Annotated in this window: 9 protein-coding genes; 7 read left to right on the top strand and 2 right to left on the bottom strand. The window is 64.6% G+C overall.

Annotation, left to right across the window (positions count from 1 at the left end; genetic code table 11):
- Window positions 1-112: 112 nt before the first annotated feature.
- Complete coding sequence (gene hmpA / locus AC19YT_RS08430; RefSeq protein ID WP_500610096.1) at window positions 113-1,294, top strand: NO-inducible flavohemoprotein; 1,182 nt, start codon at window positions 113-115, stop codon at window positions 1,292-1,294.
- 139 nt (window positions 1,295-1,433) lie between these two features.
- Here hmpA and AC19YT_RS08425 read toward each other — a convergent pair whose 3' ends face one another.
- Window positions 1,434-2,402 (bottom strand): LysR family transcriptional regulator, encoded by a 969-nt coding sequence (locus AC19YT_RS08425; RefSeq protein ID WP_095106119.1) that lies wholly within the window; start codon window positions 2,400-2,402, stop codon window positions 1,434-1,436.
- Between the two features lie 310 nt (window positions 2,403-2,712).
- Here AC19YT_RS08425 and AC19YT_RS08420 point away from each other — a divergent pair, with 310 nt between their 5' ends.
- The 4 genes from AC19YT_RS08420 to AC19YT_RS08405 are packed head-to-tail and all read left to right on the top strand — an operon-like array spanning window position 2,713 to window position 7,487.
- The gene (locus AC19YT_RS08420; RefSeq protein ID WP_500600294.1) at window positions 2,713-4,224 is read left to right on the top strand and encodes an efflux transporter outer membrane subunit; all 1,512 of its coding nucleotides are present in this window, start codon (window positions 2,713-2,715) and stop codon (window positions 4,222-4,224) included.
- 12 nt (window positions 4,225-4,236) lie between these two features.
- Complete coding sequence (locus AC19YT_RS08415; RefSeq protein ID WP_500600295.1) at window positions 4,237-6,429, top strand: FUSC family protein; 2,193 nt, start codon at window positions 4,237-4,239, stop codon at window positions 6,427-6,429.
- Window positions 6,419-6,619 carry a DUF1656 domain-containing protein gene (locus AC19YT_RS08410; RefSeq protein WP_095106125.1) on the top strand — a complete coding sequence of 67 codons (201 nt, stop codon included), beginning with the start codon at window positions 6,419-6,421 and terminating at the stop codon, window positions 6,617-6,619. Before AC19YT_RS08415 ends, AC19YT_RS08410 begins: the two co-directional genes overlap by 11 nt.
- A gap of 10 nt (window positions 6,620-6,629) precedes the next feature.
- Window positions 6,630-7,487, top strand: a complete 858-nt coding sequence (locus AC19YT_RS08405) for an efflux RND transporter periplasmic adaptor subunit (protein ID WP_095106127.1) — start codon at window positions 6,630-6,632, stop codon at window positions 7,485-7,487.
- Between the two features lie 124 nt (window positions 7,488-7,611).
- Here the strand turns inward: AC19YT_RS08405 and AC19YT_RS08400 are convergent, their stop codons facing one another.
- Entirely contained in the window at window positions 7,612-8,004 is a 393-nt protein-coding gene (locus AC19YT_RS08400; RefSeq protein ID WP_500610095.1) for a DUF4440 domain-containing protein, read from the bottom strand.
- Between the two features lie 115 nt (window positions 8,005-8,119).
- Between AC19YT_RS08400 and AC19YT_RS08395 the strand changes: the two genes are divergently transcribed.
- Window positions 8,120-9,010 carry a LysR family transcriptional regulator gene (locus AC19YT_RS08395; RefSeq protein ID WP_500610094.1) on the top strand — a complete coding sequence of 297 codons (891 nt, stop codon included), beginning with the start codon at window positions 8,120-8,122 and terminating at the stop codon, window positions 9,008-9,010.
- Between the two features lie 186 nt (window positions 9,011-9,196).
- Window positions 9,197-13,135: a Tc toxin subunit A gene (locus AC19YT_RS08390; protein ID WP_500610093.1), complete on the top strand. Its 3,939-nt coding sequence runs from the start codon at window positions 9,197-9,199 to the stop codon at window positions 13,133-13,135.
- The last annotated feature ends 26 nt before the right edge of the window (window positions 13,136-13,161 follow it).

Here is a 13,161-nt window from a genome sequence, read left to right as displayed (position 1 = left end):
GGGCGTTGTCATAATGACTATCTAATATTTAAGTTATTGATTTTTAATGAATTAAAACATGGCACGAATACTGATAAGCCTAAGGTATTCCTAGAAAACACCGGAGTTACCCATGCTGAGCGTCCAGGATCGTGCCATCGTCAAATCCACCGTGCCCCTGCTTGAAAGCGGCGGCGAGGCGCTGATTACCCATTTCTACCGGATGATGTTGTCCGAGTACCCGCCAGTGCGCGCCCTGTTCAACCAGGCCCACCAAGCCAGTGGCGACCAGCCCCGGGCCCTGGCCAATGGCGTGCTGATGTACGCCAAGCACATCGACCAACTCGACCAACTGGGCGATTTGGTGGGGCGCATCATCAACAAGCACGTGGCGTTGCAGATCCAGCCCGAGCATTACCCCATTGTCGGCACCTGTTTGCTGCGCGCCATTGCGCAAGTGCTGGGGGATGAAGTGGCCACGCCTGCGGTCCTCAACGCCTGGGGCGCGGCCTACAACCAATTGGCGCAGATCCTGATCGGCGCCGAAAGCGCCATCTATACCCGCAAGGCCGAGGAAGTGGGCGGCTGGCGCGGCGGGCGCGAGTTCGTGCTGGCGGCGCGGGTGCAGGAGAGCGTGGAAATCACCTCGTTCTACTTCGCGCCCAAAGACCAGGGCCCCGTCCTTGCCGCCGAGCCGGGCCAGTACATCGGCCTGCAACTGTTTATCGAGGGCGAAGAAACCCGGCGTAACTACTCGCTCTCGGCCCTGAGCGACAACGGCCAATACCGCATCAGCGTCAAGCGCGAAGCGGGCGGGCGCGCTTCCAACTACCTGCACGACTGTTTGCAGGTCGGCGCCAGCCTGATGCTGTTCCCGCCGTCGGGGGAATTCACCCTCAGCGCCAGCGCCAAGCCCTTGGTGCTTATCAGTGGCGGCGTGGGCATCACCCCGACGCTGGCGATGCTCGAAGCGGCCCTGGCCAGTGAGCGGCCGGTGCATTTTATCCACTGCGCGCGCAATGGCTCGGTGCATGCGTTCCGTGGCTGGGTCGATGATTTGGCGGCGCGCCACCCGCAGCTCAAGCGCTTTTATTGCTATGCCGAAGAGGACGGCATCAGCCCGCCGGCGGACCAGATCGGTTTGCTCGATCAGGAACAACTGGGCCTGTGGCTGCCGGCCGACCGCGACCTGGACGCCTACTTCCTCGGGCCCAAGGGCTTTATGGCTGCGATCAAGCGCCACCTCAAGGCGTTGGGCGTGCCGCCGCAGCAGAGCCGTTACGAGTTCTTCGGGCCGGCGGCGGTGTTGGAGTGATTCGCCGCTAGGCCGCTAGCGCAAGCAGGGCTCGCCCCCACAAGCCACCAGGCCTATTCAGGCCTGGTGGCAGCGCGCCCTGCTCGCGATGGCAGCCCTGAAACCGCCACCGCTGGCAAGCCAGGCGCCGACGGGTGGCCTATGTCGCCAGCCGGGCGCCGGCCAGGCTGCCGCTCAGTTCATAGGCGGCGAGTTCGGCCTGGTGGGCGGCGAGGATTTCCGGCAGGGAGCCGCGCAGGTATTCCACCCAGGTCTTGATCTTGGCATCCAGGTACTGGCGCGAGGGGTAGATGGCGTACAGGTTCAGTTCCTGGGAGCGGTAGTTGGGCATCACCCGCACCAACGTGCCGTTGCGCAGCGCTTCGATGGCGGCGTACACCGGCAACACGCCCACGCCCATGCCGCTGATGATCGCGGTTTTCATCGCGTCGGCGGAGTTCACCAAAAACGGTGAGCTGTTGATGGTGACCATCTCCTGGCCTTCGGGGCCGTCGAACAACCACTTTTCCAGCGGGATCACCGGGCTCACCAGGCGCAGGCAGGCGTGGCCGAGCAGGTCGCCGGGTTTTTGCGGGCAGCCGTTGGCTTTCACATAGGCCGGGGAGGCGCAGACGATGCTGTAGGTGATGCCCAGGCGCTGAGACACGAACCCCGAATCCGGCAACTCGCTGGCCAGTACGATGGACACGTCGTAGCCCTCGTCCAGCAGGTCTGGCACGCGGTTGGCCAGGGTCAGGTCGAAGGTCACGTCGGGGTGGGTTTTGCGGTAGCGGGCGATGGCATCGATCACGAAATGCTGGCCGATGCCCGTCATGGTGTGCACCTTCAACTGCCCGGCCGGGCGCGCATGGGCGTCGCTGGCCTCGGCTTCGGCTTCTTCTACATAGGCCAGGATCTGCTCGCAACGCAGCAGGTAGCGCTTACCCGCCTCGGTCAGGGCGATGCGCCGGGTGGTGCGGTTGAGCAGGCGGGTTTGCAGGTGGGCCTCAAGGTTGGAGACCGCGCGCGAGACGTTGGCGGTGGTGGTGTCCAGCTGTGCGGCGGCGGCAGTGAAGCTGCCAGCCTCGGCGACACTGCTGAAGGCGCGCATGTTTTGCAGGGTGTCCATGGAGTGCACTCAAGGGAGATGGCAAATTGTGACATGAAGTTACGGGCGACCGTGACCCCGACCAAGGGATTATCGCGCTAACGGTAATAAAGATTCACAGGAATGCCCGCTTATCGCCGCTGGGGGCGGACCCTAGAATTGCGTCGTTGTAGGAATGATGCACTTTCATCTGTGGGAGCGGGCTTGCCCGTGAGGGCGGCATGGCTGCTGGTGGGCATGTGCCGGCTGTACTCGCCAGAGCCCGCTCCCACAGTGAGTTAGCCGCTCCCGGAATGTTTTGCCTCCCCTCTTTTTTCAGGAATTCGCAGCAGTGCCGCGTCGCATCAGCAGAGAGCTGAAGACTCTCAGTGTTTGGGCTTTAACCTTGGCAATCAGCGGCTGCATCGGAACCGGAGGTATTGGCCCGCAAGGCCAGGCAATGCCTGTCGCTGCCCTGGCTACCGACGCCGCGATCCAGAGCGCGGCGGCGGATGCCCACTGGCCCAGCGCCCAATGGTGGCGGGCCTATGGCGACCCGCAGTTGAACCGCTGGGTCGAGTTGGCCGTGCAGGGCAGCCCCAGCCTGGCCATGGCCGCCGCCCGGGTGCGCCAGGCGCGGGCCATGGCCGGCGTGGCCGAGGCCGCCGAGGCGGTGCAGATCAACGGCACTTCTACCCTCAAGCGCCACAACTGGCCCACCGACCCGTTCTACGGCCCGGGTGATTTGGCCAACTCCACCACCTGGGACAACAATGCCGCCCTCGGCCTGACCTATGCCCTGGACCTCTGGGGCCGCGAGCGCAATGCCACTGAGCAGGCCCTGGACCTGGCGCACATGAGCGCCGCCCAGGCGCGCATGGCCCAGCTCGAATTGCAGAACAACGTGGTGCGCGCCTATATCCAGTTGTCCTTGCACTACGCCCGGCGCGACATCGTCCACGCCACTCTTGAGCAGCAACAGCAGATCCTGGCCCTGGCGCAACGGCGCCTGGACGGCGGCATCGGTACCCATTTCGAGGTCAGCCAGGCCCAGACCCCGCTGCCCGAAACCCACCGCCAACTCGATGCCCTGGACGAAGAAATCGCCCTGAGCCGCAACCAATTGGCTGCCCTTGCAGGCTTTGGCCCGGGGCAGGGCGCCCAATTGCAACGCCCGTCGCTGTCGCTGGGCGCGCCGTTGCCATTGCCCTCGGCCTTGCCCGCGCAACTGCTGGGCCAGCGCCCGGACGTGGTCGCCAGCCGCTGGCAAGTGGCGGCCCAGGCCCGTGGCATCGACGTCGCCCATGCCGGGTTCTACCCCAACGTCGACCTGGTGGCCGGCCTGGGCTTCATGGCCACCGGCGGCGGGGCGCTGGAGTTCATCACCGGCAAAAAACTCAACTACAACGTCGGCCCGGCCATTTCCCTGCCGATCTTCGACGGCGGGCGCCTGCGCGCCCAGTTGGGCGAAGCGTCCGCCGGCTACGACCTGGCCCTGGCGCAGTACAACCAGACCCTGATCGACGCCCTCAAAAGCATCAGCGACCAGTTGATCCGCCGCGAGTCCATGGACAAGCAGCAAGCCTTCGCCGCCGAGTCCGTGGCCTCGGCGCAAAAGACCTACGACATCGCCACCATCGCGTTCGAGCGCGGCCTCACCGACTACCTCAACGTGCTCAACGCCCAGACCCAGTTGTTCGCCCAGCAGCAGGTGCAGCAGCAGGTGCAGGCCGCGCGCCTGAGTGCCCACGCCGAACTGGTGACCGCCCTGGGCGGCGGCCTCGGGGCCGGCGATGACAGCCCGCCCGAAAGTACCACCGTCGCCCACAAAACCCCGGCCGCGTTGGCCGTTTTCGACCACTAAAAGAAGGCCGCAATGACTCCCTTGCCCGCACCGCTGCGCTGGCTGTATGCCTTGGAATGGCGCCGTGGTTTCTTCGACTGGGCACGCAGCGATGGCGTGACCTGGGTGTACATCTTCAAGGTGTTGCTGGCTGCGTTCCTCACCCTGTGGCTGGCGATGCGCCTGGAACTGCCGCAACCGCGCACGGCGATGATTACCGTGTTCATCGTCATGCAGCCGCAAAGCGGCCATGTGTTCGCCAAGAGTTTCTACCGCTTCCTCGGCACCCTCGCCGGCTCGGCGGTGATGGTGGCGCTGATCGCCCTGTTCGCGCAAAACACCGAACTGTTCCTCGGCTCCCTGGCCATCTGGGTCGGTATTTGCTCGGCGGGCGCGGCGCGTTACCGCAACTTTCGCGCCTACGGTTTCGTGCTGGCCGGGTACACGGCGGCGATGGTCGGCCTGCCGGCCCTGGCCCACCCGGACGGCGCCTTCATGGCCGCCGTGTGGCGGGTGCTGGAAATCTCCCTGGGCATTCTCTGCGCCACCCTGGTCAGTGCCGCGATCCTGCCGCAAACCGCCAGCGCCGCCATGCGCAACGCGCTGTACCAGCGCTTTGGCGTGTTCGCGCTGTTCGTCACCGACGGCTTGCGCGGGCGCAGCCAGCGCGAGGCGTTCGAGCGCGGCAACGTGCGTTTTATCGCCGAGGCGGTGGGCCTGGAAGGGCTGCGCAGCGTCACCGTGTTCGAAGACCCGCACATGCGCCGGCGCAACGGCCGTTTGAGCCGCTTGAACAGCGAGTTCATGGGCATCACCACGCGCTTCAACGCCTTGCACCAATTGCTCGAACGCCTGCGCAGCAACGCCGCCGACCATGTGGTGGCGGCGATCAAACCCGGCTTGCAGGACCTGGCCGAGCTGCTCGACGGTTTCTCTGGCCGCGCCCTCACCGATGCCGACGCCGCGCGCCTGGCCGCCGCCCTGGCGGCCTACAAGGAAGGCCTGCCGGCGCGGGTGCGCAGCTTGCGGGCGCAGTTCCAAGAAGGCGCGCCGAGCGAGGCTGAGCAGCTGGATTTCCACACCGCCTACGAATTGCTCTACCGCTTTGTCGATGAGCTGCACAGCTACGCCCAAACCCACGCCTCCCTGGCCGACCACCACCACGCCCGCGAGCAATGGGACGAACCCTACACGCCGCAAACCAATTGGCTGGCGTCTACCGCCTCGGGGCTGCGCGCGGCCTTCATTCTGTTGGTGCTGGGCAGTTACTGGGTGGCCACGGCCTGGCCCAGCGGCGCCACCATGACCCTGATCGCGGCCGCCACCGTCGGCCTGTCCGCCGCCACGCCCAACCCCAAGCGCATGGCGTTCCAGATGGCGTGCGGCACCTTGGTCGGCGCGGTGATCGGTTTTATCGAGATGTTTTTCGTGTTCCCGTTGATCGACGGTTTCGCGTTGCTGTGCGTGATGCTGGCGCCGGTGATCGTGCTGGGCTCGTTCCTGTCCTCGCGCCCGCAGTTCGCCGGGGTGGGCCTGGGCCTGTTGATCTTCTTCAGCACCGGTTCGGTGCCGGACAACCTCACCGTCTACAACCCCTACAGTTTCATCAATGACTACATCGCCATGGTCATGGGCATGCTGGTGTGCGCGGCGGCGGGGGCGATCATCCTGCCGCCCAACAGCCGCTGGCTGTGGCAACGCCTGGAGCAGGATTTGCGCGGCCAAGTGGTGTACGCCATCAGCGGCAAACTCAAGGGGTTGGGGTCGAGTTTCGAGAGCCGCACCCGCGACCTGCTGCACCAGGCCTACGGCTTGGCGGCGGGCCAGCCCAAGGTGCAAAGCGAGCTGCTGCGCTGGATGTTCGTGGTGCTGGAGGTGGGCCACGCCATCATCGAGTTGCGCAAGGAACAGGCGATTTTGCCAGTGCACCCGGCCTACGCGGCGTCGCAGCCGTGGCGCCAGGCGATCCGCGTCATGGGCCGCTCGCTGGTGCGCCTGTTTTTGCAACCGAGCCAGAGCAACCTGGAGCGTGGCTTGATTGCCGTGGACCACGCCATCAGCCGCGTGCAGGCCACCGACGAGCCTTTCGCGCCGCACTTCGACACCTCGGCCCTGCGCCGGGTCAAAAGCTACCTGCACTTTATTCGCACCTCCCTGCTGGACCCGCAATCGCCGCTGGCGGCCTATGCCGTGGCCAAGCCCCAAGGATTTGCCCATGCCTCGTGAAATCGCCTTCCACGGCCTGTACATGCCGACCATGACCCTGATGTTTTTCATCGCGGCAGGCCTGGCCTGGGCCCTGGACCGCTTCCTGTCGGGCCATGACCTGTACCGCTTCTTCTGGCACCCGGCGCTGCTGCGCCTGAGCCTGTTCGTGTGCATTTTCGGCGCCTTGGCGCTCACTGTTTACCGTTGAGAACGACCCGATGAAAAAGCTCTTCAGCCTGCTCGCCACCTTGCTGGTGCTGGCCCTCGCGATGTGGATCGGCCGCACCTTGTGGGTGCACTACATGAACACCCCCTGGACCCGCGACGGGCGGGTGCGCGCCGACATCATCAACGTCGCCGCCGACGTCACCGGCGAAGTGGTGGATGTGCCGGTGCGCGACAACCAATTGGTGAAAAAGGGCGATTTACTGATGCAGATCGACCCCGAGCACTACCGCATCGCCGTCAAGCAGGCCCAGGCCCTGGTGGCCTCGCGCAAGGCCACGTGGGAGATGCGCAAGGTCAATGCCCACCGGCGTGCCGACCTCGATAGCCTGGTGATCTCCCGGGAAAACCGCGACGACGCCAGCAACATCGCCGACGCCGCCCTGGCCGACTACCAGCACGCCCAGGCGCAACTGGATGCCGCCGAACTGAACCTCAAGCGCACCCGCGTGCTGGCAGCGGTGGACGGCTACGTCACCAACCTCAACGTGCACCGGGGCGACTACGCGCGCATCGGCGAGGCGAAAATGGCCGTGGTCGATATGAACTCGTTCTGGGTCTACGGCTTCTTCGAGGAAACCAAGCTGCCGCGGGTAAAAGTCGGCGACCCGGCCGACCTGCAACTGATGAGCGGCGAAGTACTCAAGGGCCACGTGGAAAGCATCTCGCGCGGCATCTACGACCGCGATAACCCTGAAAGCCGCGAACTGATCGCCGACGTCAACCCCACCTTCAACTGGGTGCGCCTGGCCCAACGGGTGCCGGTGCGCATCCACCTCGACGAAGTGCCCGACGGCGTGTTGCTGGCGGCGGGGATCACCTGCACGGTGGTGGTCAACCCGGGCCAGTAGACAAGCCGCCAGTAGGCGCGAGCGCGCCCGCGATGAGGCCGGTGCAACCACAACATTGTTGTCGCCAGTAATGTCGCCATCGCGAGCGGGCTCTTGCCTACAGAGGAACTTTCACCCCACCCCTTCAGCAAAACGTCTCGTGCAAATGCCGCCAGCGCAGGGCGCCGCCGGGCAGTTGTTCGATAACGGCCGTGGCGCGGCGGTCGCTGAGGGGGCCGCTGGCGTCCGATTGCAATTCGCGGTAGCTCAGGGTGACGCCGCCGGGGTGGCGGGCGAGGCCGCGCAGGTCGCTCAGGCTGATGCGCAACCCGGGGCGGGTGCCGCCCAGTTGTTCGAACAGGCCGCGCAGGGCCTCGCAGTCCAAGGCACTGCCATCAGGCGCGACCATCGAAAACTCGGGCGAAAACCGCCCCAGCAACCGCGTCAGCAGCGCCGGTTCGGCGGTGCCGGCGAACCACTGTTCGATGTCGAGCAAGGTGTGGATCACTTCGTTGAAAAAATCGCGATAGTCGGTCATGCAAAGGGCTCGGCGTGAGGGGCGGCCCCGCAGGGTAGGGCGTTGTCCTGGCTAGGGAAACGACGCGATGGCTGCTAGTTTGTCAAAATTATTTTGACAAAGGAGGCGCCCGCCCATGGTCAGCCTGGATCGTTTCGACACCTTCAAAGCCGTGGTCGAGGCCGGCTCGCTCACGGCGGCAGCCCAGTTGCTGGGCCAGACCCGCGCCGTGGTCAGCTTCAACCTCAAGCGCCTGGAGGCGGAGTTGGGGGTGACCCTGGTGACCCGTAACACCCGGCAACTGGCCCTCACCGATGCCGGCGAGCGCTTTTACCTGCGTTGCCTGCGCACCCTGGACGAAGCACGCCTGGCCATCGAAGAGGCACGCAGCGAACACAGCCAGCTCAAGGGCACGCTGCGCATCACCACCACCGTGGAATATGCCCTGGCCAAAGTGGTGCCGGCGCTGGAGCTGTTCCGCCAGCAGCACCCACAGCTGCATATCCACCTGTCCACCTCATCGACCCACGCCGACCTGATTGGCGAGCGCTTCGACCTGGCGATCCGCCTGGGCCGCCTGCTCGACTCCAACCTGCGGGCGGTGCAGCTTGCGACCTTCGACGTGTTCGCCGTCGCCGCCCCGGCGCTGCTGGCCCGCCACGGGGCGGTCACGGGCCTGGCAGCTCTGCAACACCTGCCCACCCTGGGCCATGGCCGCGTGCCGCACCTGAGCGTGACCGACCCCCAAGGCGTGGAGCACGATTACCAGCCCCAGGCCGGCCAGGTCGCAGTGGTGGCCGACAACAGCGCCACCCTGCGCGCCTTTGCCATGGCCGGGCACGGCGTGGCGATATTGCCGCAATGGCTGGTTCAGGCAGACCTGGACGCCGGCCACCTGCAGCACCTGCTGCCCGACCACCGTTTCACCCGCCAGGGCGTCTATGCCCTGTACCCCAACACCCGCCACCTGCCGCTCAAGGTGCGGGCGTTCATTGATTTTCTGAAGCTGCGCGAGGGGGGCGGCTAGCCTTCCGCACCCTTACCTGCGGGGCAGGAGAGTGGGTGTTGAGCAGGCCACCCACAGGTGGGGTGCTTTGCAAAGTCGCTTGCCATCGGTCGGAAAAGTACCGCCCCCTGTCAGATCTGACAGGTTCGCAAATGCCGGAACCGTCGTAGGGTCAAGGGCAATTTCCCCTGCGCAGAGATGGCTCCCATGGCAGATCACAGCGATCGTCTTTTGCTCAACCTGGTCAACGACCCCGCTGCAAAGAAAACTCCACGGGGCAAGGTCAATTTCGTGACCGCCATGCAGCAACTGGGCATTGCGTCGGTGTTCGATATCATCGGCCAACCCAAGCCGCAGTTTGTCGAGCGCCTGGGGGAAATTTGCGATGCCGACGGCGCCTTGGCCTACGAAAACGCACTGTGCTACGCCACCCAGATTGGCCGTTTATACCGTGAGCACCAGGTGTCCAGTGGCAAACCCCAGCATCTGACCCAGCGCACCGGCGTGCGGGCGCTGACGGAGGTGGGGCCCAGTTACCCGAACCTGTTCAAGGAAAACTGGGATGAGTTCTGCAAGGTGGGCGCCATCGCCGCGATCGACTCGCCCGTGGCTTACCTGCGCTCTCTGTTCCACTTCGCCACCCGCACGCTGGAGGGGTCCGGGCAGGGCACTCACCCCAAAATCCTGCTGCGCACGCGGCGCCCCGATATCGAGGCGCTCGTGATCGACCCGCAAAGCACCTTTGTGCCCAGGCCGATGCTGGACCAGGTCAACGAGGTACTCAAAGGTGATATCCAGCGTTACCAGCAGGGCATCCCCGGTATGCCGCTGCCGGTCTATGACCTGCTCGCCAACCGGCGCCATCCGTTTATTTTTCCCTACAACTTCGCTCACCATCAGTGCCGCCTGGGGCTGGCGCAAAACAAGCTGCAACTGGGCGAGTTGAATTACCGGGTCAGTTTTGAATTGCCCGCGACCCAAGGCAGCCGCAATGTCTACGGCACCGTGCAGAACGCCCCCCATGAGGCGCAGCGGTTGTTGTCCGGGCTGAGCCCACAGCAGCAGAAATTGCTGATTGAGCCTTCGTTGTTTACGACGTTTTATCTGTCCAAGGCACAACTGGTTGCAGGGTGGGATGGGCCTTGGAATTGCCATCTCAATGCCCACAAGGCTATGGGCATGGGCTTTGTTTTGCGTCCCGGGCAGAGCGCGATTCAACAGGTCGTGCCGCCTGCCGATGCGCTGGTCAGTGACTACAATGGGGTCAACCTGGCCACGCTGGAATTCACCAAGGCCGGTACAGCGCAAAAACACGTAGCCAACTTCAAATTCGGTACAAGAACCACCGATCCCCGTTACCTCTGGCGTTTCAACTATCTCAATGGGCCTAATGGCTCCACGCTGCTGCCCAATATCACGTGGGACAACAGCGGGCCAGCGTTCCCGGTGTTTGCGGGTTATCGCGCTGCATTTGTGGTGACCACCACCACTGGGACCTTGCAGGCGCCTGCAGGACTGGCAGCCTTGAGCTTTACCCTCGAACTCGATGAAAACATCACGTGGACCAACGAGCAGGTGTTGTTTTTCAGAAACCACTTCGATGTGGTCAGTGCCGGCGGCCAGGTCGAAGGTGGGCTCAATGAACTCAAGACTTTTCTCGACAAAACCGCGACCAATGCCGAGCAGGTCGAGGCGCTGCTGTCCCAGCGCAACTGCTTCCCCAGGCTATCGCCCAACTGCCCCAGTACCAACGTCAAGGCTAATGGGGCGGGGCGGGGCAAACCGTACCCCCATGCGTCCCACTACGGCGCCTGCTACGTCAACGGCCAGGGCTCGGACCGCTATGACAGCGTCACGCCGGCCACCACCGCCTCCATTCAACGCGACCAATTCGACAATTCGATGGGGCTCAAGGAGGTCAAGACCGCCAACGCCACCTACTGGTACCTGACCAAGACCTCGCCCAACCGCTTCGACCGCCTGCAACGCATGATCCGTTTGCAGCGCTGGTTCGACCTTCCCTTCGCCGAACTGGACACACTCATCATCAGCGCCATTCGCAGCGAAGGCGAACACAACCTGACCATGGACCTGAACATCAACACCTTGCGGGTGCTGGGGGTTTATCGCTACTTGAGCGGGCGCTACAGCATCACTGCCGAGCAATTTGCAGCTTTTGTGCATGACCTCACGCCCTACGCCACGGGCGAGCGCGTGCCGCTGTTCGACCAGGTGTTCAACAAGGCGGCGCTGTTCGACGTGCCACTGGTGCTTGACCAGCAGCCCTTCAACCTGGCCGGCACCGACGCCGCCTCGAAAAGAACCGTGTCGCAACTGTGTGCCGGCCTGGGCTTACAGCCCACCCAGACCTCGTTCTTTCGTCTGGCCGGGCAAACCCAGCTCTACGTGGGCCCATTGCGCCGCGACCTGGCCACCGTGTCATCGCTGTATCGCCAGGCCCGGATGGCGCAGTTGTTCGGCCTCACACCCGAAGACAGTTGGGCGCTGGTCGACTTGCTGGGCGGCGAACGCTACCAGCGCTTGCTCAGCAACGGGCGCCTGGCGCAGCAAGGGGAGCGGCCGTTGAGCCCGATGATAATCGAGGCCAAAAATTCTGACGCTACATACGACATCCGCTTGACCTTGGTGGCTGATCCTCTTGAGGCGGGTGATGTGTTACGCCTGCTGCCGGGCTCCGCGTTGCTCGTCAACCAAGGGGTCGATTTTACCCAGGCAGCCCCCACGCGGTTATTTACCCTCGACTGGCCACCGCAGCCGGCGCTGGCGAACGTTTTGCGCAATGTCGACGGCAGCACGCTCAGCCTTGCGCCTATTGCCCCCGGCCAAACCCTGTCGTTGAGCGGTAGGGTAATCACTCGGGAGGCTTGGCAAGCCATCACTGAGGGCGCGGCAACGCTCACCAATTTGCGAGTCAAATGCGGTGCCCAGGGCAATCGAGATATGAAGGTCGAGAACATCTACGAAGGCGAACCCCTGAGTGCCGAGCCCGATATCCTCGACCTCCTGATGCAAATGGACTGGGCCGTGACCTGGCTCAAGGACAGCAAGCAAACGGTGCCACTGGTGCGGCAATTGCTGGGCCTGGACCCGGGCGACTACCTGCCGCCCGAAGGCTTGACCGACCGCGTGGCGAAGCTCGCCGAGGACACCCGCGCGGTGCTGGTGAGCGACGCGCAACTGCTGGCGCTGAACCTGCCCACACATGAAAAAACCACCCAGGCCCGCGGCCCCGGCGACCCCATCAACTGGCGCAGCGTGCTGCTACCACTGCTCGACCCAACGGGCCTGGTCAAAGAACAACCCCTGGAGTTGGCCGACAACACCCAGGCGCAATTGCAGGCCGCCCTGGTGCGGGCCCTCCAACCACTGGCCCTGGACCCCGCCGTCAGGGCTGCCAGCCTGGAGAAACTCGGCACCCTGCTCATGGCCGCCCACGGCCGGCAATTGCGCTTGATCGAAGGCCTGGCCCAGGAGTTGGTCAACCTGCCCATGGACCGTACCCAAGTGGTGGTGCACTGGGCCCAGACTAGCGTCTATCAACTGCTGGCGATGGTGCTGCAAGTGGGTACCAACGCCGAGGGCAGCAGTACGCTGATCGTCCAGTTCAAGGCTGTGTTGCGCCACGCCAAGGCCGCGCTGCACTTACGCCTAAGCACCAGCGCCCTGCGCCTATTCCTGGTACACCCGCAGTGGCTGGGCGCGGCGCAAGGGGGGCCGCTGTCATGGGCCAGCCTCTACCTGCTGGGCCGCTATAGCCAGTGGTTCAACCGCCAGAGCCAGGCAGAAGAAGCCCTGCTGGGCTACTTCATCAGCGCCAACCCGGCCAAGGCCCAACTCAAGAACAAAGCCCTGCGCAGCGCCGTCAACCAGGCCAGCGCCGAGGTGCTGGCCAACCTACTGGGCTGGCGCCAGGAAGACATCGCCCGCCTGTTCCAGGAACTGCCCCTGGGCCGCGCCACCTCCCTGGCCGAAGTGGACTGGGTGCTGCGCTGTCAACAGGCCTGCGCCGCCAGCGGCTTGACCGCCACCGACCTGCTGGCCGCCACCGCGTTGCACGCCGACAGCGCCAGTGTGGCGTGGCAAGCGGCGGGTGAAGCCGCCATAGCCGCCAGCCGCCGCGCCTGACCGCCATCATTTTTGCAAGGAGCAAC

This window comes from Pseudomonas sp. MF08875, assembly GCF_059862525.1.
The sequence above is the reverse complement of the archived record's forward strand: the minus strand, read 5'-3'. Positions and strand labels throughout refer to the sequence as shown.